The organism is Anaeromyxobacter sp. K, assembly GCF_000020805.1.
GTDB classification, from domain to species: domain Bacteria; phylum Myxococcota; class Myxococcia; order Myxococcales; family Anaeromyxobacteraceae; genus Anaeromyxobacter; species Anaeromyxobacter dehalogenans.
Genome location: NC_011145.1, coordinates 2,193,686 through 2,211,958, shown reverse-complemented (window position 1 = coordinate 2,211,958; position 18,273 = coordinate 2,193,686). Strand labels below are relative to the sequence as shown.

Genomic DNA, 18,273 nt, shown 5'->3' with positions numbered 1-18,273 from the left:
CGGCGCTCGCGCGCCCGGCCCGCCCGCCCGGGCCCGTACCGCGGCCGCCGTGACGACGGCCGCCGCCCCGGGCCCGCGGGGGGGGCGACTACTTCGAGTACAGCTCGACGATCAGCTGCTCCTGGATCGGCATGGTGATGTCCTCGCGCGCCGGCGAGGTCTTCACGGTGCCCTTGAAGCCGCCCTTGTCCAGGTCGAGCCACGCCGGCACGCCGCGGCGGTCCACCGCCTCGAGCGCCTCGGTGATCCGGACCACCTTCTTCGAGCGGTCCTTCAGCTCCACCTTGTCGCCGGGCCGGCACAGGTAGCTGGGGATGTTGACCTTGCGGCCGTTCACCTTGAAGTGGCCGTGGCGGACCAGCTGCCGGGCCTCGTTGCGGGTGTCCGCGAAGCCGAGCCGGAAGACCACGTTGTCGAGCCGGAGCTCGAGGGTCTGCAGCAGGTTCTCGCCGGTCTTGCCCTTGGCGGCCGCCGCGTTCTGGTAGGCGTGGCGGAACCCGGCCTCGAGCAGGCCGTACATCCGCTTCACCTTCTGCTTCTCGCGGAGCTGGACGCCGTACTCGGAGAACTTGGTCCGGCCCTGGCCGTGCTGGCCGGGAGGATACGGGCGGCGCTCGATGGCGCACTTGTCGGTGTAGCACCGATCGCCCTTGAGATACATCTTGAGGTTTTCCCGGCGGCAGAGCCGGCAGACGCTTTCGCTGTAACGGGCCACGTGTGTCTCCTGGAGGTGATCAGACCCGGCGGCGCTTGGGCGGCCGGCACCCGTTGTGCGGGATCGGCGTCACGTCGCGGATCAGGGTGATCTTGAGGCCGGCGGCGGAGAGCGCACGGAGGGCGGACTCGCGGCCGGCGCCCGGGCCCTTCACCACCACCGAGACGGTCTTGAGGCCGTGCTCCATCGCCTTGGCGGCGGCGTCGCCCGCCGCGACCTGCGCGGCGAACGGCGTCGACTTGCGCGAGCCCTTGAAGCCGCGCGCGCCGGCGCTGGACCAGGCGATCACGTTGCCGGTCACGTCGGTGATGGTGATCTGCGTGTTGTTGAAGGTCGAGGCGATGTGGACGATGCCCGCCGCGATGTTCTTCTTCACCCGCTTCTTCCCCTTCTTCGGGGTCACGGGCGACGCGGTCACCGGCTCGATGCCGCCGAGGTTGGGCGCCGCCGGGGCGGTCGCCTCCTCCTTCTTCGCAGGCTGCTCTGCCTTCGTCTGCTTCTCGTCAGCCACTGAGGATTCTCCGGTTCTCTAGGAGTGCGTTAGGCCTTGGGGGCCGGCGCCGCCGCCTTGCGGACGAGGCCCTTCTTCGGGCCCTTCCGCGTGCGGGCGTTGGTGTGCGTGCGCTGGCCGCGGACCGGCAGGCCCTTGCGGTGCCGGAGGCCGCGGTAGCAGCCGAGGTCCATGAGCCGCTTGACGTTGAGCGAGATCTCGCGGCGGAGGTCGCCCTCCACCTTCACGTTCTGCTCGATGGTCTCGCGGATGCGGCGGACCTCGTCGTCCGTGAGGTCCTTGGTCCGGGTCACCGGGCTGACGTTCGCGCGCTCGAGGATGAGCTTCGCGGAGGTCTTCCCGATTCCGTAGATGTACTGGAGGCTGACCTCGATCCGCTTCTCACGGGGAAGGTCGACGCCGGCGATTCGAGCCATTCGTCTCTCCGAAAACGCGCGGGGGCCTAGCCCTGGCGCTGCTTGTGGCGGGGGTTCGCCGGGCAGATGATCCGCACGGTGCCCTTGCGCTTGATGACCTTGCACTTGTCGCAAATCTTCTTGACCGACGCGCGGACCTTCATGACCGACGCCTCCGATGCTGCTTCAAAAGACAAAAACGCCCGCCGCGACGACCGGCGGGGCTGGCGGCGGGACCCTTGCTCCTGGCCCCTACTCTGAGCCGCCCGGATTTTCCGGGGTTTCCCGGTGCCGCCCCTGAACGAGCGGCTTTGCGAAGCGGGCCCTATAACACAGAGGATTTTGGGGTGCAAGCACGAGCGACGGCCCGTCGTCGCCCGCTCCCCCGCTCGCCTGCGGTCAGGCGTCCTCCAGCGGCACTCCTTCCGGCAACGTGAGGACTTCCGGTCCGTTTTCCGTGATGGCCACGGTGTGCTCGAAGTGCGCGGATCGAGACCCGTCCCGCGTCACCGCGGTCCACCCGTCGTCGAGCGTCTCGACCTCGCGACCGCCCGCGTTCACCATCGGCTCGATGGCGATGACCATCCCTGCCCGGAGGAGCGCCCCCGTCCCGGGGGTCCCGAAGTTCGGGACCTGGGGCGGCTCGTGCAGGCGGCGGCCGATGCCGTGGCCCACGAAGTCGCGCACCACCGAGAAGCCCGCCGCCTCGACGTGGCGCTGCACGGCCGCGCCGACGTCGCCGGTGTGGCGCCCGGGGAGCGCCGCGGCGATGCCCCGCGCCAGCGCGGCCCGGGTCACGGCCAGCAGCCGCTCGCCCTCGGGCGAGGTCCGGCCCACCGCGACCGTCCGGGCCGAGTCGCCGTACCAGCCGTCGAGCACCGCCCCGAAGTCGAGGCCGACCAGGTCGCCCTCCTCGAGCACGCGGTCCGGCGACGGGATCCCGTGGATCACCTCGTCGTTCACCGAGATGCAGAGCGTGGCGGGGTAGCCGTGGTAGCCGAGGAACGCCGGGGCCGCGCCGAGCTCGCGCGTGCGCGCGGCCGCCAGGCGATCCAGCTCGGCGGTGGTGACGCCCGGGGCGGCGGCGGCCGCGAGCGCCTCCAGCACCTCCCAGACGACGCGGCCGGCGGCGCGGATCCCTGCCACGTCGGCGGAGGTCCGCGTGGCGGCGCGTTCGCGGGTCGTCCCGTACATGCGCTGGCGGTGCGGGCCGGGCCTAGCGGCCCAGGACCTTCTTCGTCACGGCGAGGATGCCCTCGGGCGTGCCGACGCCCTCGACGTCCGACAGCTCGCCGCGATCGCGGTAGTAGCGCTTCAGCGGCTCGGTCTTGGTGCCGTACTCCTGCATGCGCTTGCGGACGTTCTCCGGCTTGTCGTCCTCGCGCTGCACCAGGGCGGTGTCGTCGCGGTCGCAGAAGCCGGCACGGTGCGGCGGGTTCTGCGACACGTGGTAGACCGCCCCGCACCTCGGGCAGCTCCGGCGGCCGCTGATCCGCTCGACCACGAGCTCCTCGGGGACCTCGTACGAGAGCGCGCGGTCGATGGACCGGCCCAGCGAGCGCAGCAGGCCGTCGAGGTACCCCGCCTGCACCACCGTGCGCGGGTAGCCGTCGAGGATGAAGCCCGGCGCCACGTCGGGGCGGGAGAGCCGCTCCTTCACCATGGCGTTGGTGATGTCGTCGGTGACGAGCCCGCCGGCGTCCATGATGGCCTGGACCTGCTTGCCGATCTCGGTCCCCCGCGCCTTGTGGTCGCGGAACATGTCGCCGGTCGAGATGTGCGGGATGCCGAGCTCCGAGGAGAGGAGCTTGGCCTGCGTGCCCTTGCCCGCGCCGGGCGGGCCGAGGAGGATGAGGATCATCGCGTCGCCTCCGGATGCGCGAGGGGCGCCGCCGCGGCGAGGCCCCCGCGGCGTGTCACGCGCCGACCGCCTGCCCCGTCGTCATGCGCCGCCCGCGGATGCGCGGGCCCCGCGGGCCGGTGAAGCCTTCGTAGTGCCGCGTGATGAGGTGCCCCTCGATCTGCTGCACGGTGTCGAGCGCCACGCCCACCACGATGAGCAGCGAGGTGCCGCCGAAGTAGAAGTTCACCCCGAACTCGTTCGTGATGATCGTCGGCAGCACGCAGATGGCGGCCAGGTAGATGGCGCCGCCGAAGGTGATGCGGGACAGCACGAAGTCGATGTAGTCGGCGGTCTTCTTGCCCGGGCGGATGCCGGGGATGTAGCCGCCGTACTTCTTGAGGTTGTCGGCCACGTCGACCGGGTTGAACGTCACCGCGGTGTAGAAGTACGCGAAGAAGATGATCAGCGCGACGTAGATGGTGTTGTAGATCCAGCTCCCCGCCTGGATGGCGTTCGACATCCGCTGCAGGAACGGGAACCAGCCCGCCATGGTCGCCGGCAGCAGCAGCAGCGACGACGCGAAGATGGGCGGGATGACGCCGGAGGTGTTCACCTTCAGCGGCAGGTGCGTGGACTGGCCGCCGTAGAGCTTCCGGCCCACCATGCGCTTCGCGTACTGGATCGGGATGCGGCGCTGGCCGCGCTCCACGTAGACGATCGCCCCGATCACCACCACCATCAGCGCGGTGAGCACGAGCAGGCCCAGGGCGCTGAGCTGCGAGCCGGAGGCGCCGAGCTGCCGGACCGTGGTGTAGATGGCGGCCGGGATGCGGGCCACGATGCCCGCGAAGATGATGAGCGAGATGCCGTTGCCGACGCCGCGCTCGGTGATCTGCTCGCCCATCCACATGATGAAGGCGGTGCCGGCGGCGAGCGACACCATGGTGAGCAGGCGGAAGCCCCAGCCCGGATCACCCACCACCGCCACGCCGTTCCCGGCGCGCAGCGACTCGAGGTAGGTGGCGATGCCGTAGCCCTGGATCGCGGAGAGGATCACCGTGCCGTAGCGCGTGTACTGCGTGATCTTGCGCCGCCCCAGCTCGCCTTCCTTCTGCATCTTCTCGAGCGACGGGACCACCACCGTCAGGAGCTGCAGGATGATGGACGCCGACACGTACGGCATGATGCCGAGCGCGAAGATCGAGAGCTGCTCGAAGGCGCCGCCGGAGAAGAAGTTGAGCAGGCCGAGCAGGCTGCCCTGCTGGGCGACCACGTCCTGCATCGCCCGCCGGTCCACGCCGGGGGTGGTGACGAAGATGCCGAGCCGGTAGACGGCCAGCATCCCGAGGGTGAAGACCAGCCGCTTCCGGAGCTCGGCGATCCGGAAGATGTTGAACAGCCCGCTCGCTGCCGCCATGCGGTTCCCTTTCCCCTTCGCCCTGCCGGACGGCCGACCGCCCGCCCACCGTCCGGGCGGCCCGCCGTGGACGGCGGGCGCGCCGGGACCCCTACTTCGCCTGCGCGGCCGCCTTCTTCGCGGCCTTCGCCTTCTGGTGCATGGTCTGCGGCGCGGGGATCAGCTCGACCTTCCCGCCCGCCTTCTCGATGGTGGCGCGCGCGCCGGCGGTGACGCGGTGGACCTTGACCGTCAGCGCGCTCGAGAGCTCGCCGCCCGCCAGGACCACCACCCCGTCGCGGTTGCCGCGCACCAGGCCGGCGGACTTCAGGGCGGCCGGGTCCACGACGCCGGAGAGGCCCTGGAGGTCACCCACCTTCACCTCCTCGAGCTCGCGCCGGAAGATGTTGTGGAAGCCGAACTTCGGGAGGCGCCGCTGGAGCGGCATCTGGCCGCCCTCGAAGCCCTCGAAGTGCATGTTGCCGGAACGGGCCTTCTGGCCCTTTCCGCCGCGGCCGGCGGTCTTGCCGAGGCCGGAGCCCTGGCCACGGCCGACGCGCTTCTTGGCGCGGTTGGCGCCCCGGGGCGCCTTGAGCTGGTTCAGCGACATGAAGGTTCTCCTTTTAGCACGCGGCGCGTGACTGTCACGAACGGGCCGCGGCCTTCCTGGCCTTCCGGCCAGGCGGCGGCGCAGCGTCCACCCGCTCCCACTCCACGAGGTAGGAGACCTTCGCGATCATCCCCAGCGTCTGGGGCGTGTCGGGGAGGAGCTTCGTCGACTCACGCTTCTTGAGACCCAGGCCCTCGACGATGACCCGGTGCGGCCAGGGGCAGCCCGCGAGCCCGCGGACGAGCTTGACCTTGATGGCAGCCATGGTGGTTCCTTCCTACGCCCCGGTGATCTCGGCGGCCTGCTTGCCGCGGAGCCGGGCGCTGTCCTCGATCGAACGCAGCCGCTTCAGGCCGGCGACGGTCGCCTTGAGGACGTTGTGGGGGTTGCGGGAGCCCTGGCTCTTGGTGAGCACGTTGCGGACGCCGGCCGCCTCGAGGACGGCGCGGACGGCGCCGCCGGCGATGACGCCGGTGCCCTCGCCCGCGGGCTTCAGCAGCACGCGCCCGGAGCCGAAGTGGCCGAGCACCTCGTGCGGGATGGTGGTCCCGACGAGCGGCACCTTGAACAGGTTCTTCTTGGCCTGGTCGCCGCCCTTGCGGATGGCCTCCGGGACCTCGTTCGCCTTGCCGAGGCCGACCCCGACGTGGCCCGCGCCGTCGCCGACGACGACGAGCGCCGAGAAGCTGAACCGGCGGCCGCCCTTCACGACCTTGGCGACGCGGTTGATGTGGACGACGCGATCCTGGAGCTCGAGCTCGTTCGCGTTGATGGGGGTGGTAGCCATTCGAGACCTTTCCGTCGCCTAGAACTTGAGCCCGGCTTCGCGCGCGGCGGCGGCCACCGCCTCGACGCGGCCGTGATAGTCGAAGCCGTTGCGGTCGAACACGACCTGCTCGATCCCCTTCGCCTTGGCCGCCTTGGCGAGGGCCTCGCCCACCTTCTTGGCGGCGGCGGTCTTGTCCTCGTCGCCGAGCTCGCCCTTGAGCGACTTCGAGGTGGTCGCGACCGAGACGAGCGTCTTGCCCGCCACGTCGTCGACCAGCTGGGCGTACATGTGCTTGAGGCTCTTGTAGATCGTGAGCCGCGGCCGCAGCTCGGTGCCGGAGATCTTCCGGCGGATGCGGGCCCTGCGCTTCTCGCGCGTGGTGACGTGCTTCGCCATGACGTTCCTCCTTGCGGCGGCGCCGACCCGGCCGCCGCATGAGTGGGTGTGGAGACGGGCGCGCTACGCCGCGCCGGTCTTGCCTTCCTTGCGGCGGATGGTCTCGTCCGCGTACTTGATGCCCTTGCCCTTGTACGGCTCCGGCGGGCGGAGGGCGCGCACCTTCGCGGCGGTGAGGCCGAGCAGGTGCTTGTCCACCGAGCGGATGGTGAGCTTGGTCTGCTTCGCGTCCACCTCGGCGGTGACGCCGTCGGGGAGCTTGAAGACGACCGGGTGCGAGAAGCCCAGCGTGAAGTGGATGTCCTTCCCCTTCACCTCGGCCTTGAAGCCGACCCCGTTGATCTCGAGGCCCTTCTCGTACCCCTTCACCACGCCCTCGAGGGCGTTCTTCACCAGCGTGCGCGTCAGGCCGTGCAGGCCCTTCGCGACGTGGGACTCGTCCTGGCGGGCGACCTTCACCTCGCCCTTGTCCACCTGGACGCTGACGAGGGGGTTCGTCGGGAAGTGCATCTTCCCCTTCGGCCCCTCGACCTTCACGACGTTGCCGTCCACGGAGACCTTGACCTTCTCCGGGATCTTGACGGGCAGCTTGCCGACACGAGACATGGCGGTCTTCCTTACCAGACGGTGCAGATCAGCTCGCCGCCGACCTTCTGCTTGCGGGCCTCGCGATCCACCATCACGCCCTTGGACGTGGAGAGGATCGCGACCCCCATCCCGTTGAGGACACGGGGGATGGAGTCGGTCGCGACGTAGCGGCGGAGCCCGGGCTTCGAGACGCGCTTGATGTCGCTGATGGCCGGCTCGCGGTCGGCGCTGTACTTGAGGACGATGGTGATGGCGCCTTGGACGCCGTCCTCGTGGAGGACGAAGTCCTTGATGAAGCCCTCCTCGCGGAGGACCTCGGCGATGCGGACCTTGAGCCGCGAGGCCGGCACCAGCACCTTCTCATGACGCGCGGAGGAAGCGTTCCGGATGCGCGTCAGCATGTCGCCAATGGGATCGGTGAAGCTCATCGATCGATCTCTCCTACCAGCTCGACTTGATGACGCCGGTGATCTCGCCCTGCAGCGCGCGCTTGCGGAAGCAGATGCGGCACATCTGGAACTTGCGCAGGAAGGCCCTCGGGCGGCCGCAGAGCGGGCAGCGGTTGTACTGCCGCACCGGGAACTTCAGCTTGCGCGTGGCCTGCGCCATCTTGGAAAGCTTCGCCATGGAATCTCCCTCTACTGACGGAACGGCATGCCGAGGTGGCGCAGCAGCGCTCGGCCCTCTTCGTCGTTCCGGGCGGTGGTCACCACCGTGATGTTGAGGCCTTTGATCTTCTCGACCTTGTCGTAGTTGATCTCCGGGAAGATGATCTGCTCGCGGACGCCGAGCGTGTAGTTGCCCTTCCCGTCGAAGGCCTTCGGCGACACGCCCTTGAAGTCGCGGACGCGCGGCAGCGCGATCGAGACCAGGCGGTCGAAGAACTCGTACATCCGGTCGCCGCGCAGCGTGACCATGGCGCCGATGGACTGGCCCTGGCGCAGCTTGAAGTTGGCGATCGACTTGCGGGCGCGGGTCACGACCGGCTTCTGGCCGGTGATCGCGGCGAGCTGCTCGACGGACGCGTCGATGATCTTGCCGTTGTTGATCGCCTCGCCCAGGCCCATGTTCACCACGATCTTCTCGAGGCGGGGGGCCTGCATCGGGTTCGCGAACCCGAGCTCCTTCATCAGCTCGGCACGAAGCTGCTTGTCGTACCGCTCCTTCAAACGCGCTGCCATCGTGTGTCTCCTTGCCTTCGGCCGGCCTCTTCGCGTGCCGGGCGATGCGTCGTGTCTCGATCCCGCCGCGACCTACTTCGCGGCGGCCTTGCGCTTCTGCAGCCGGGCCTTCTCCTTGGCGCCCAGCTCGCGGCCGATCTTCTCGCGCCGCACCGGCTTCTCGTCCTTGCCCACCACCATCACGCTCGAGATGGCGATCGTGCCGGCCATCTCCAGGATCCCGCCCTCCGGGTTCGCCTGGCTGCGGCCCTTCTTCTGGTGCCGCTTGACGGTCATGAGCTTCTCGACGCGCACGCGCCCATCCTCGCGCAGCACCTCGAGCACCCGGCCCGACTTGCCCTTCTCCTTGCCGGCGATGACCTTGACGGTGTCGCCCTTGCGAATCTCGGCCATGACCTAGAGGACCTCCGGCGCGAGGCTGATGATCTTCATGAACTTGCGGGCGCGGAGCTCGCGGGCGACCGGGCCGAAGATGCGGGTACCGATGGGCTCGAGGTCCTTGTTGATGAGGACCGCCGAGTTCCCGTCGAACCGGATGTAGCTGCCGTCGGGGCGCTTCACCTCGCGGGCGGTGCGGACGATGACGGCGCGGGCGACCTCGCCCTTCTTCACCTTGGCCTGCGGGATCGCCTCCTTGATCGAGACGACGATCACGTCGCCGATGGAGGCGTACTTCCGCCGGGTGCCGCCGAGCACCTTGATGCACATCACCCGCTTCGCGCCGGAGTTGTCGGCGACGTCGAGCATGGTCTGCTGCTGGATCATGGCCTAGGCCTCCGCCTTCTCGATCGTCTCGGCCACGCGCCAGCGCTTGTCCTTCGAGATCGGGCGCGTCTCGACGATCCGCACGCGGTCGCCGATCTGGCACGCCTGGTCCTCGTCGTGCGCCTTGTACTTCTCGGCCTTGGTCACGATCTTGCCGTACTTCGGGTCCGCCACCCGGCGCTCGACCTTCACGACGACGGTCTTCGTCATCTTGTTCGAGACCACCACGCCGATGCGGGACTTCCGGTTGCCGCGCTCCATGTCGGTCACTCCTTCGCCTTCCCGGCCACGGCCGAGGCGAGGGCCTTCTCGCGGGCCACGGTGAGGCAGCGCGCGATGTCGCGCTTCGTCTTGCTGAGGTCGGCGGTCGAGTCGAGCACGCCGGTGTTCGCCTTGCTCTTCAGGTCGAAGAGCGTCTGCTTGAGCTCCGCGGCGCGGGCCTCGAGCTCCTGAACCGAGAGCTCTCGCAGCTCCTTGACGGTCGCCATGGTCGTCGCTCCTTACAGCGTCTCGCCGCGCTTCACCATCTTCGTGGCGACGGGCAGCTTGTGGGCGGCGAGGTGGAACGCCTTCTTCGCGGAGGCGTCGTCCACGCCGGCCAGCTCGTACAGCACGCGGCCCGGCTTGATGACGGCGACGTAGAACTCCACGTTGCCCTTGCCGGTGCCCATGCGCGTCTCGGCGGGCTTCTTGGTGATGGGCTTGTCCGGGAAGACGCGGATCCAGAGCTTGCCGCCGCGCTTCACGTAGCGGGTGATGGCCACGCGGGCCGCCTCGATCTGGCGGGACGTGAGCCGGCCGCACTCGGTGGCCTGGAGGCCGTACTCGCCCTGGGCGAGGTCCGAGCCGCGGTACGCCTTGCCGCGCATGCGGCCCTTCTGCATCTTCCGGTACTTCGTTCGCGCCGGCTGAAGCATGTCCTTCTCCTAGGTGTGCCTGAGGCGCGGCCTTACGGCCGGGCGCCGCCGGTGGTGCGCGGAGCGCGCGCGGCCGCGGACTGCGGGAGGACCTCGCCGCGCATGATCCAGACCTTGCACCCGATCTTGCCGTAGGTCGTCTTCGCCTCGGCGAACCCGTAGTCGATGTCCGCGCGCAGGGTGTGCAGCGGCACGCGGCCCTCGCGGTACCACTCGTACCGGGCCATCTCGGAGCCGCCCAGGCGGCCCGAGCACGCCACGCGGATGCCCTTCGCGCCGAACTTCAGCGCGGTCTGCACCGACTTCTTCATGGCGCGGCGGAACGCGATGCGGCGCTCGAGCTGCGTCGCGATGTTCTCGGCGACGAGCTGCGCGTCGGTCTCGGCCTTCCGGACCTCGACGACGTTCAGGTAGACCTCGTTGTCGGTCAGGCCCTGGAGGTCCTTCTTGATGGTCTCGATCCCGGCGCCGCGCTTGCCGATGACGATGCCCGGGCGCGCGGTGTGGACGTTGATCTTGACCTTGTTGGCCGCCCGCTCGATCTCGATCCGGGAGATGCCGGCCTGGCCGAGCTTCTCCTTCACGAACTCACGGAGCTTGATGTCCTCGTGCAGCCACTTCGCGTAGTTCTTCTCTTCGTACCACTTCGAGTCCCAGGAGCGGATCACTCCGAGGCGGAACCCGATAGGATGAACTTTCTGTCCCATTGATCTCTCCTCTCGGGTTCCTAGCCGCGCGCGGCGGTACCGAGCTCCACGTACACGTGGCTGGTCTTCTTCTCGACCCGGAACGCCCGGCCCATCGCGCGCGCCATGAAGCGGCGCATCTTCGGGCCCTGGTCCACGGTCAGCGTCTTCACGAACAGCGCGTCCACGTCCACGCGGCCGCCGCCCTGCTCGGCGTTCGCGACCGCCGACCGCAGCAGCTTCGCGAGCGGCTTGGCGGCGGACTGCGGCGTGTACTTCAGCATCGCGAGCGCGTCGCCGACCTTCATCCCGCGGACCTCGTCCGCGACGATGCGCACCTTGCGCGGCGCGACGCGCAGGTAGCTGAGGGAGGCGTGCGGCCCCGGCGCCGGGGCGGCGGGGCGGTTCTTGCGGGCGCGCGCCGGCGGCGGAGCGCGGCGTTCGGCCTTCTTCTTCGGCGTCGTGGTCTGGGTCTCGGCCATGTCCAGTTCCTCGCTACTTCTTCGCCGGGGCAGGTGCCGCCGCGGCCTTCTTCTCGGCCGAGTGGCCGTGGAAGGTGCGGGTGGGCGCGAACTCGCCCAGCTTGTGCCCGACCATGTTCTCGGTCACGAACACCGGCACGAACTTCCGCCCGTTGTGGACGGCGAACGTGTGCCCGACGAAGTCCGGCAGGATGGTGCTCCGCCGCGACCAGGTCTTGATGACCGACTTCTTGTTGCCCTTGTTCGCGTCCTCGACCTTCTTGGTGAGGTGCTTGTCGGCGAACGGGCCCTTCTTGATCGAACGCGCCATGAGTGGCTATCCCTTCCCGCCTAGCGCTGCGTGTTGCGCACGCCGGGGCGGCGCCGCGTGACGATGAACTTGTCGGTGCGGCGGTTGTTGCGGGTCTTGAGGCCCTTGGTCTTCTGTCCCCACGGGCTGACCGGGTGCGGGTTGCCCTGCCCCGACTTGCCCTCGCCGCCGCCGTGCGGGTGGTCGACCGGGTTCATGGCGAGGCCGCGGACGGTCGGGCGGATGCCCAGCCAGCGGCTCTTGCCGGCCTTGCCGACGCGCACCGACGAGCTCTCCACGTTGCCGAGCTGGCCGATGGTCGCCTTGCAGTCCTGCAGGACCTTGCGGACCTCGCCGGACGGCAGGCGGATCTGGGCGTAGCCGCCCTCCTTCGCCATGAGCTGGCCGAAGGAGCCCGCGGTGCGGATCATCTTCGCGCCCGAGCCCGGCGCCGTCTCCACGTTGTGGATCACGGTGCCGAGGGGGATGGTGCGGACCGGCAGCGCGTTGCCCGGGCGGATGTCCACGTCCGCGCCGGACAGCAGCGTGTCGCCGACCGCCACGCCCACCGGGGCGAGGATGTACCGCTTCTCGCCGTCCAGGTAGTGGAGCAGCGCGATGCGCGCGGTGCGGTTCGGGTCGTACTCGATCGCCGCGACCTTGGCCGGCACGCCGTCCTTGTCGCGCCGCCAGTCGATGAGGCGGTAGCGGCGCTTGTGGCCGCCGCCGATGTGGCGGGTGGTGACCTTGCCGTGGGCGTTGCGGCCGCCGCTCTTGCGGACCGGCTTGGTGAGCCGCTTCTCGGGCTTCGCCTTGGTGATCTCGGCGAAGTCCGCCACGGTCATGTGGCGCCGGGCCGGGCTGGTGGGCTTGTATTCCTTGAGGGCCATGTGCGTCTCCCGTCCGGCTTATGTCCCCTCGAAGAGGGCGATGGTGTCGCCTTCCTTGAGGGTCACGTAGGCCTTCTTCCAGTTGGGCCGGCGGCCGACGTTGCGGCCGACGCGCTTGTTCTTCCCGCGCGCGATGGCGGTCCGCACGTCGAGCACGTGCACGTTGAAGAGCTTCTCCACCGCCTGCTTCACCTGGATCTTGGTGGCGTCGCGGTGGACCTCGAAGGCGTACTGACGGTTCGCCTCGCGGGCCCGCTCCGCCTTCTCGGTGATGAGCGGGCGCTTCACCACGTCCTGGACAGCGAGGTTCATGACAGGCTGGCCTCCAGCTTCTTGGCGGTGTCCGCGGTCAGCACCAGGGCGTCGTGCCGCAGGATGTCGTACACGTTGAGCCCCTCCACCGCGAGGAAGTCGGAGCCGTCCAGGTTCCGGACGCTCTTCGCGAGGGCGAGGTTCGCGGCGTCGTCCACCACCAGGGCCTTCTTCGCGCCGAGCGCGGCGAGGACCTTGGCGGCGGCGGCGGTCTTCGGCGCCCCGGGCTTCCACTCCTGCACGATGACCAGCTTCTGGTCCTTGGAGCGGAGCGCGAGGGCCGAGCGCAGCGCGGCCTTCCGCACCTTCTTCGGCACGTCGTAGGAGTAGTCGCGCGGCTTCGGCCCCATGGCCTTGCCGCCGCCCACCCACTGGGACGCGCGCGTCGAGCCCTGGCGGGCGCGACCGGTGTGCTTCTGCTTCCAGGGCTTCTTGCCGCCGCCGGAGACGAGGGACCGGTTCTTCACCGCGTGGGTGCCCGAGCGATCGGAGGCGAGCTTCGCCTTCACCACCTCGTAGAAGAGGTGCTCGTTCACCTCGCCGGCGAAGACGGCGTCGGCGAGGTCGAGCTCGCCCACCTTCTTCTTCGACAGGTCGTAGACGTCGAACTTGGCCATGATGTCCTCGACTACTTGATCTCCACGTCCACGCCGGCCGAGAGGTCGAGCTTCATGAGCGCGTCGAGCGTCTGCGGCGTCGGCTCGAGGATGTCGAGCAGCCGCTTGTGCGTGCGGATCTCGAACTGCTCACGCGACTTCTTGTCGACGTGCGGGCTGCGGAGGACGGTGAACTTGTTGATCCGGGTGGGGAGCGGGATCGGGCCGGCGACCTTGGCGCCGGTCCGCTTCGCGGTCTCCACGATCTCGCCGGCCGACTGATCGAGCAGCTTGTAGTCGTAGGCCTTGAGCCGGATCCGAATCTTCTGAGTCGCCATTGAAAAGCCTTTTGTCTGCGTGTCCGGCGCAGCGCGACGAGGGGCCCGTCCATCCGGGCGGGCCACCCGCCGCCGTTCGCTCGGCGTGCTTCGCTACTGGATGACCTCGGCCACCACGCCCGCGCCGACCGTGCGGCCGCCCTCGCGGATGGCGAAGCGGAGCTCCTTCTCCATCGCGATGGGGGTGATCAGCTCCACCTCCATCCCGATGTTGTCGCCCGGCATCACCATCTCGACTCCCTGCGGCAGCTGCACCGACCCCGTCACGTCCGTCGTCCGGAAGTAGAACTGCGGCCGGTAGCCGTTGAAGAACGGGGTGTGACGGCCACCCTCCTCCTTCGTCAGCACGTACACCTCGGCCTTGAACTTCGTGTGCGGCGTGATCGACCCCGGCTTCGCCAGCACCTGACCGCGCTCCACCTCCTCGCGCTTCAGGCCGCGCAGCAGCGCCCCGATGTTGTCGCCCGCGCGCCCCTCGTCCAGCAGCTTGCGGAACATCTCGACGCCGGTCACCACCGTCTTCGCCGTCGCCTTCAGCCCGACGACCTCGATCTCCTCGCCCACCTTCACGATCCCGCGCTCCACGCGGCCCGTCGCCACCGTCCCGCGCCCCGAGATCGAGAACACGTCCTCGACCGGCATCAGGAACGGCTTGTCCGTCGCGCGCTGCGGCGTCGGGATGTACGCGTCCACCGCGTCCATCAGCTTGAAGATCGCCTGCTCGCCCAGCTCGCCCTTGTCGCCCTCGAGCGCCTTCAGCGCCGACCCCTTCACGATCGGGATCTCGTTCCCAGGGAAGTCGTACTCGCTCAGCAGCTCCCGGACCTCCAGCTCCACCAGGTCCAGCAGCTCCTTGTCGTCCACCATGTCCACCTTGTTCAGGAAGACCACGATGTACGGCACGCCCACCTGCCGGGCCAGCAGGATGTGCTCCCGCGTCTGCGGCATCGGACCGTCCGCCGCCGACACCACCAGGATCGCGCCGTCCATCTGCGCCGCCCCGGTGATCATGTTCTTCACGTAGTCCGCGTGCCCCGGGCAGTCGACGTGCGCGTAGTGCCGCTTCTCCGTCTGGTACTCCACGTGCGCCGTCGCGATCGTGATGCCGCGCTCCCGCTCCTCCGGCGCCTTGTCGATCTGATCGTACGCCAGGAACTGCGCCCCGCCCTTCTGCGCCAGCACCTTCGTGATCGCCGCCGTCAGCGTCGTCTTGCCGTGGTCCACGTGCCCGATCGTCCCGACGTTCACGTGCGGCTTGCTGCGCTCGAACTTCTCCTTGGCCATGGCTTCCTCTCTTCCGTTGACGTACGCGGCGCTACTTCGCGCCGGCGGCGACGCCCTTCGCCTTGGTGACGATGGTCTCCGCGATGCTCGTGGGGACCTGCGCGTAGTGCGCGAACTGCATGCTGTAGGTGGCGCGGCCCTGGGTCTTCGACCGAAGGTCCGTCGCGTAGCCGAACATCTCCGCCAGCGGGACGTGCGCCTCGATGACCTGGACGCCCGCGCGGGGGTTCATCGCATGAATCTTGCCGCGACGCGAGTTCAGGTCGCCGATGACGTCGCCCATGTAGTCGTCGGGCGTGGTGACCTCGACCGCCATGATCGGCTCGAGCAGGACGGGCGAGGCCTTGGCGGCGCCCTCCTTGAAGCCCATCGAGCCGGCGATCTTGAACGCCATCTCGGACGAGTCGACGTCGTGGTAGCTGCCGTCGAACACCTCGACCTTGAGGTCGACCATGGGGTAGCCGGCGAGCACGCCGGAGGTCATGGCCTCCTCGATGCCCTTCTGGATCGGCGAGATGAACTCCTTCGGGATCACGCCGCCCACGATCGCGTTGTCGAACTCGAAGCCCTTGCCCGGCTCCTGCGGGTGGAGGCGCAGCCAGCAGTGACCGTACTGGCCGCGGCCGCCGGTCTGCCGGATGTAGCGGCCCTCGGCCTCGACCGTCTTCGTGATGGTCTCGCGGTAGGCCACCTGCGGCTTGCCGACGTTCGCCTCGACCTTGAACTCGCGGAACATGCGGTCCACCAGGATCTCGAGGTGGAGCTCGCCCATGCCGCCGATGATGGTCTGGCCGGTCTCCTCGTCGGTGTGGACGCGGAAGGACGGGTCCTCCATCTGGAGCCGCTGCAGGGCGACGCCCATCTTGTCCTGGTCGCCCTTGGTCTTCGGCTCGATGGCGATGTGGATCACCGGCTCCGGGAACTCCATCCGCTCCAGGATGACCGGGGAGTCCTCGGCGCAGAGCGTGTCGCCGGTGGTGCTGGCGCGCAGGCCCACGGCGGCGGCGATGTCGCCGGCGTAGACCTCCTTGATCTCCTCGCGCTTGTTCGCGTGCATCTGCAGGAGCCGGCCGATGCGCTCCTTCTTGTCCTTCGTCGAGTTGTAGACGTAGGACCCGGCCTCGAGCTTCCCCGAGTACACGCGGAAGAACGTGAGGTTCCCGACGAACGGGTCGTTCATGATCTTGAACGCCAGCGCCGAGAACGGCTCCGCGTCGGAGGTCTTGCGGACGACGTCGTTGCCCTTCGCGTCCACGCCCTTCATGGCGGGGATGTCGACCGGGCTCGGGAGGAAGTCCACCACCGCGTCGAGGATCTGCTGGACGCCCTTGTTCTTGAACGCCGTCCCGCAGAGCACCGGGAAGAACTTCATCTCCAGGGTGCCGCGGCGGATGCCGCGCATCAGCTCGTCGTTGCCGAGCGGCTTGCCGTCCAGGTACTTCGCCATCAGCTCGTCGTCGATCTCGGCGACGGTCTCCTCGAGCTTGGCGCGGTACTCCTTCGCCTGCTCGGCCAGGTCGGCCGGGATCTCGACCTCCTGGTACTTCGCGCCCATGGTCTCGTCGTCGAAGGTGATCCCCTTCATCTTCAGGAGATCGACCATGCCGCGGAACTTGTCCTCGGCGCCGATGGGCACGTGCAGCGGGAGCGGGCGGGCGCCCAGCTTCTCGCGGATGGTGTCGACGGCGTGGAAGTAGTCCGCGCCGACGCGGTCCATCTTGTTGATGAAGCAGATGCGGGGGACCTCGTACTTGTCCGCCTGCCGCCAGACCGTCTCGGACTGCGGCTGCACGCCCTGCACCGCGTCGAACACCGCGCACGCGCCGTCGAGCACGCGCAGCGACCGCTCCACCTCGATGGTGAAGTCGACGTGGCCGGGGGTGTCGATGATGTTCAGGCGGTGGTCGCGCCAGAACGCGGTCGTCGCGGCGGACGTGATGGTGATGCCGCGCTCGCGCTCCTGCTCCATCCAGTCCATGACGGTGGTGCCCTCATGGACCTCGCCGATCTTGTGCGTGACGCCGGTGTAGAAGAGGATCCGCTCGGTCGTGGTCGTCTTGCCGGCATCGATGTGGGCCATGATGCCGAAGTTGCGATAGCGCTCGAGTGGGGTGGTGCGGGGCATCTGGACCTTCCTGAACCGTCGTGCGTACGCAGAACCGGGCCGCCCTGGGCGGCGCCGTGACCAACGACCGAGCTGTCAAAGAGCGAAGCGGGTTCCCTGAACCCTGCCGGCCGAGCCGGCCCCCTGCTCTCCTCGATCCCTTCTCGCCTCTCCCTTACCAGCGGTAGTGGGCGAAGGCCTTGTTGGCCTCGGCCATCTTGTGCGTGTCCTCGCGCTTCTTCACCGCGTTCCCGCGGTTCGAGGCCGCATCCATGATCTCGCCCGCGAGCTTCTCCACCATGGTCTTCTCGCCACGGCCGCGGGAGTACTCGATGAGCCAGCGCATCGCGAGCGCGGTGCGGCGGTCCTGGCGGACCTCGACCGGCACCTGGTACGTCGCGCCGCCGACGCGGCGGCTCTTCACCTCGACGACCGGCTTCACGTTGTCGAGCGCCTTCTTGAACACCTTGAGCGGATCGTCCTTCAGCTTCGCCTCGACCTGATCGAAGGCGCCGTAGATGATGCGCTCGCCGGTGGACTTCTTGCCCTTGCGCATCAGGTTGTTGACGAACTTCGCCACGATCCGGTCCTGGAACTTGGGATCGGGGAGGATCTTCCGCTTCTCGACTTCACGACGACGAGGCATCGAACCGTTTCCTTGTCCGCGAGGCTAGCTCGCGCGCTTGGCGCCGTACTTCGAGCGGCCCTGCTTGCGGCCCTGCACGCCCACGGCGTCGAGGGTCCCGCGGATGATGTGGTAGCGAACGCCCGGGAGGTCCTTCACGCGGCCGCCGCGGATGAGCACCACCGAGTGCTCCTGCAGGTTGTGGCCGACGCCGGGGATGTAGCTCGTCACCTCGAAGCCGTTGGTGAGGCGCACACGGGCGACCTTGCGGAGCGCCGAGTTCGGCTTCTTGGGCGTCGTCGTGTAGACGCGCGTGCAGACGCCGCGCTTCTGCGGCGACTCCTTGAGGGCCGGGGCCTTCTTCTTCACCTGGAGCCTCTCGCGGCCCCTGCGCACCAGCTGGCTGATCGTCGGCATCGTGTGCGAGCTCTTTTTCTCAACAGAAACGCCCCGGCGTTCGGCACGGGGGCGTCGGAGGACAAATCCCGTCGTAAGGGCGGCGGATTATACGGAAGAGCCCACACGTGTCAAGCGGTTCCCGAACTCGGGTCTTGACGCGCGCTGCAACCTCCCGGATGCCG

General features: G+C 68.8%; 31 protein-coding genes. All 31 read right to left on the bottom strand.

All coding sequences use genetic code 11. The features are described from left to right. Positions 1–88: 88 nt before the first annotated feature. The gene (gene rpsD, locus ANAEK_RS09820) at positions 89–715 is read right to left on the bottom strand and encodes a 30S ribosomal protein S4 (RefSeq protein ID WP_011420974.1); all 627 of its coding nucleotides are present in this window, start codon (positions 713–715) and stop codon (positions 89–91) included. 19 nt (positions 716–734) lie between these two features. After that, the gene (gene rpsK, locus ANAEK_RS09815; protein WP_011420975.1) at positions 735–1,118 is read right to left on the bottom strand and encodes a 30S ribosomal protein S11; all 384 of its coding nucleotides are present in this window, start codon (positions 1,116–1,118) and stop codon (positions 735–737) included. A gap of 137 nt (positions 1,119–1,255) precedes the next feature. Next, on the bottom strand, positions 1,256–1,642 hold the full coding sequence (gene rpsM, locus ANAEK_RS09810; RefSeq protein ID WP_011420976.1) for a 30S ribosomal protein S13: 387 nt from the start codon (positions 1,640–1,642) through the stop codon (positions 1,256–1,258). Between the two features lie 26 nt (positions 1,643–1,668). Further along, the gene (gene rpmJ / locus ANAEK_RS09805) at positions 1,669–1,785 is read right to left on the bottom strand and encodes a 50S ribosomal protein L36 (protein ID WP_011420977.1); all 117 of its coding nucleotides are present in this window, start codon (positions 1,783–1,785) and stop codon (positions 1,669–1,671) included. A 235-nt stretch (positions 1,786–2,020) separates the two neighbouring features. Beyond that, the gene (gene map, locus ANAEK_RS09800; RefSeq protein ID WP_012525988.1) at positions 2,021–2,815 is read right to left on the bottom strand and encodes a type I methionyl aminopeptidase; all 795 of its coding nucleotides are present in this window, start codon (positions 2,813–2,815) and stop codon (positions 2,021–2,023) included. Positions 2,816–2,837: 22 nt separating this feature from the next. Then, on the bottom strand, positions 2,838–3,482 hold the full coding sequence (locus ANAEK_RS09795) for an adenylate kinase (protein ID WP_012525987.1): 645 nt from the start codon (positions 3,480–3,482) through the stop codon (positions 2,838–2,840). 55 nt (positions 3,483–3,537) lie between these two features. Further along, complete coding sequence (secY, locus tag ANAEK_RS09790) at positions 3,538–4,881, bottom strand: preprotein translocase subunit SecY (RefSeq protein ID WP_012525986.1); 1,344 nt, start codon at positions 4,879–4,881, stop codon at positions 3,538–3,540. A gap of 91 nt (positions 4,882–4,972) precedes the next feature. After that, positions 4,973–5,470 carry a 50S ribosomal protein L15 gene (gene rplO / locus ANAEK_RS09785; RefSeq protein ID WP_012525985.1) on the bottom strand — a complete coding sequence of 166 codons (498 nt, stop codon included), beginning with the start codon at positions 5,468–5,470 and terminating at the stop codon, positions 4,973–4,975. A gap of 34 nt (positions 5,471–5,504) precedes the next feature. Beyond that, positions 5,505–5,735, bottom strand: a complete 231-nt coding sequence (gene rpmD / locus ANAEK_RS09780; protein ID WP_011420982.1) for a 50S ribosomal protein L30 — start codon at positions 5,733–5,735, stop codon at positions 5,505–5,507. Positions 5,736–5,747: 12 nt separating this feature from the next. Next, positions 5,748–6,257, bottom strand: a complete 510-nt coding sequence (gene rpsE / locus ANAEK_RS09775; RefSeq protein WP_012525984.1) for a 30S ribosomal protein S5 — start codon at positions 6,255–6,257, stop codon at positions 5,748–5,750. Between the two features lie 18 nt (positions 6,258–6,275). Continuing rightward, a complete protein-coding gene (rplR, locus tag ANAEK_RS09770) occupies positions 6,276–6,635 on the bottom strand; it encodes a 50S ribosomal protein L18 (RefSeq protein ID WP_012525983.1) in 360 nt (119 codons plus the stop codon). Positions 6,636–6,698: 63 nt separating this feature from the next. Then, positions 6,699–7,241 (bottom strand): 50S ribosomal protein L6, encoded by a 543-nt coding sequence (gene rplF / locus ANAEK_RS09765; protein WP_012525982.1) that lies wholly within the window; start codon positions 7,239–7,241, stop codon positions 6,699–6,701. Positions 7,242–7,252: 11 nt separating this feature from the next. Continuing rightward, positions 7,253–7,651: a 30S ribosomal protein S8 gene (gene rpsH, locus ANAEK_RS09760; RefSeq protein WP_012525981.1), complete on the bottom strand. Its 399-nt coding sequence runs from the start codon at positions 7,649–7,651 to the stop codon at positions 7,253–7,255. A gap of 13 nt (positions 7,652–7,664) precedes the next feature. Next, positions 7,665–7,850: a type Z 30S ribosomal protein S14 gene (locus tag ANAEK_RS09755; protein ID WP_011420987.1), complete on the bottom strand. Its 186-nt coding sequence runs from the start codon at positions 7,848–7,850 to the stop codon at positions 7,665–7,667. An 11-nt stretch (positions 7,851–7,861) separates the two neighbouring features. Then, on the bottom strand, positions 7,862–8,404 hold the full coding sequence (gene rplE / locus ANAEK_RS09750; RefSeq protein ID WP_011420988.1) for a 50S ribosomal protein L5: 543 nt from the start codon (positions 8,402–8,404) through the stop codon (positions 7,862–7,864). Between the two features lie 72 nt (positions 8,405–8,476). Next, complete coding sequence (gene rplX / locus ANAEK_RS09745; RefSeq protein ID WP_012525980.1) at positions 8,477–8,797, bottom strand: 50S ribosomal protein L24; 321 nt, start codon at positions 8,795–8,797, stop codon at positions 8,477–8,479. 3 nt (positions 8,798–8,800) lie between these two features. Then, a complete protein-coding gene (gene rplN, locus ANAEK_RS09740) occupies positions 8,801–9,169 on the bottom strand; it encodes a 50S ribosomal protein L14 (protein WP_011420990.1) in 369 nt (122 codons plus the stop codon). 3 nt (positions 9,170–9,172) lie between these two features. Further along, positions 9,173–9,430: a 30S ribosomal protein S17 gene (gene rpsQ, locus ANAEK_RS09735; protein WP_011420991.1), complete on the bottom strand. Its 258-nt coding sequence runs from the start codon at positions 9,428–9,430 to the stop codon at positions 9,173–9,175. Positions 9,431–9,435: 5 nt separating this feature from the next. Then, positions 9,436–9,657 carry a 50S ribosomal protein L29 gene (rpmC, locus tag ANAEK_RS09730; protein WP_011420992.1) on the bottom strand — a complete coding sequence of 74 codons (222 nt, stop codon included), beginning with the start codon at positions 9,655–9,657 and terminating at the stop codon, positions 9,436–9,438. A 12-nt stretch (positions 9,658–9,669) separates the two neighbouring features. Further along, the gene (gene rplP, locus ANAEK_RS09725; protein WP_012525979.1) at positions 9,670–10,086 is read right to left on the bottom strand and encodes a 50S ribosomal protein L16; all 417 of its coding nucleotides are present in this window, start codon (positions 10,084–10,086) and stop codon (positions 9,670–9,672) included. Positions 10,087–10,118: 32 nt separating this feature from the next. Then, a complete protein-coding gene (rpsC, locus tag ANAEK_RS09720) occupies positions 10,119–10,793 on the bottom strand; it encodes a 30S ribosomal protein S3 (protein ID WP_012525978.1) in 675 nt (224 codons plus the stop codon). A gap of 20 nt (positions 10,794–10,813) precedes the next feature. Then, the gene (rplV, locus tag ANAEK_RS09715; RefSeq protein ID WP_011420995.1) at positions 10,814–11,254 is read right to left on the bottom strand and encodes a 50S ribosomal protein L22; all 441 of its coding nucleotides are present in this window, start codon (positions 11,252–11,254) and stop codon (positions 10,814–10,816) included. A gap of 13 nt (positions 11,255–11,267) precedes the next feature. Continuing rightward, positions 11,268–11,564, bottom strand: a complete 297-nt coding sequence (gene rpsS / locus ANAEK_RS09710; RefSeq protein ID WP_012525977.1) for a 30S ribosomal protein S19 — start codon at positions 11,562–11,564, stop codon at positions 11,268–11,270. Between the two features lie 20 nt (positions 11,565–11,584). After that, on the bottom strand, positions 11,585–12,433 hold the full coding sequence (gene rplB, locus ANAEK_RS09705) for a 50S ribosomal protein L2 (RefSeq protein ID WP_012525976.1): 849 nt from the start codon (positions 12,431–12,433) through the stop codon (positions 11,585–11,587). An 18-nt stretch (positions 12,434–12,451) separates the two neighbouring features. After that, positions 12,452–12,745 (bottom strand): 50S ribosomal protein L23, encoded by a 294-nt coding sequence (locus ANAEK_RS09700; protein WP_012525975.1) that lies wholly within the window; start codon positions 12,743–12,745, stop codon positions 12,452–12,454. Further along, the gene (gene rplD / locus ANAEK_RS09695; protein WP_012525974.1) at positions 12,742–13,362 is read right to left on the bottom strand and encodes a 50S ribosomal protein L4; all 621 of its coding nucleotides are present in this window, start codon (positions 13,360–13,362) and stop codon (positions 12,742–12,744) included. The genes ANAEK_RS09700 and rplD overlap by 4 nt, the downstream gene beginning before the upstream one ends. A gap of 11 nt (positions 13,363–13,373) precedes the next feature. After that, on the bottom strand, positions 13,374–13,679 hold the full coding sequence (gene rpsJ / locus ANAEK_RS09690; RefSeq protein WP_011421000.1) for a 30S ribosomal protein S10: 306 nt from the start codon (positions 13,677–13,679) through the stop codon (positions 13,374–13,376). 93 nt (positions 13,680–13,772) lie between these two features. Next, entirely contained in the window at positions 13,773–14,963 is a 1,191-nt protein-coding gene (tuf, locus tag ANAEK_RS09685; RefSeq protein ID WP_012525973.1) for an elongation factor Tu, read from the bottom strand. Positions 14,964–14,994: 31 nt separating this feature from the next. After that, entirely contained in the window at positions 14,995–17,088 is a 2,094-nt protein-coding gene (gene fusA, locus ANAEK_RS09680) for an elongation factor G (RefSeq protein WP_012525972.1), read from the bottom strand. 154 nt (positions 17,089–17,242) lie between these two features. Beyond that, positions 17,243–17,713 carry a 30S ribosomal protein S7 gene (gene rpsG / locus ANAEK_RS09675; RefSeq protein ID WP_012525971.1) on the bottom strand — a complete coding sequence of 157 codons (471 nt, stop codon included), beginning with the start codon at positions 17,711–17,713 and terminating at the stop codon, positions 17,243–17,245. Positions 17,714–17,737: 24 nt separating this feature from the next. After that, positions 17,738–18,109, bottom strand: a complete 372-nt coding sequence (rpsL, locus tag ANAEK_RS09670) for a 30S ribosomal protein S12 (protein WP_011421003.1) — start codon at positions 18,107–18,109, stop codon at positions 17,738–17,740. Between the last annotated feature and the right edge of the window lie 164 nt (positions 18,110–18,273).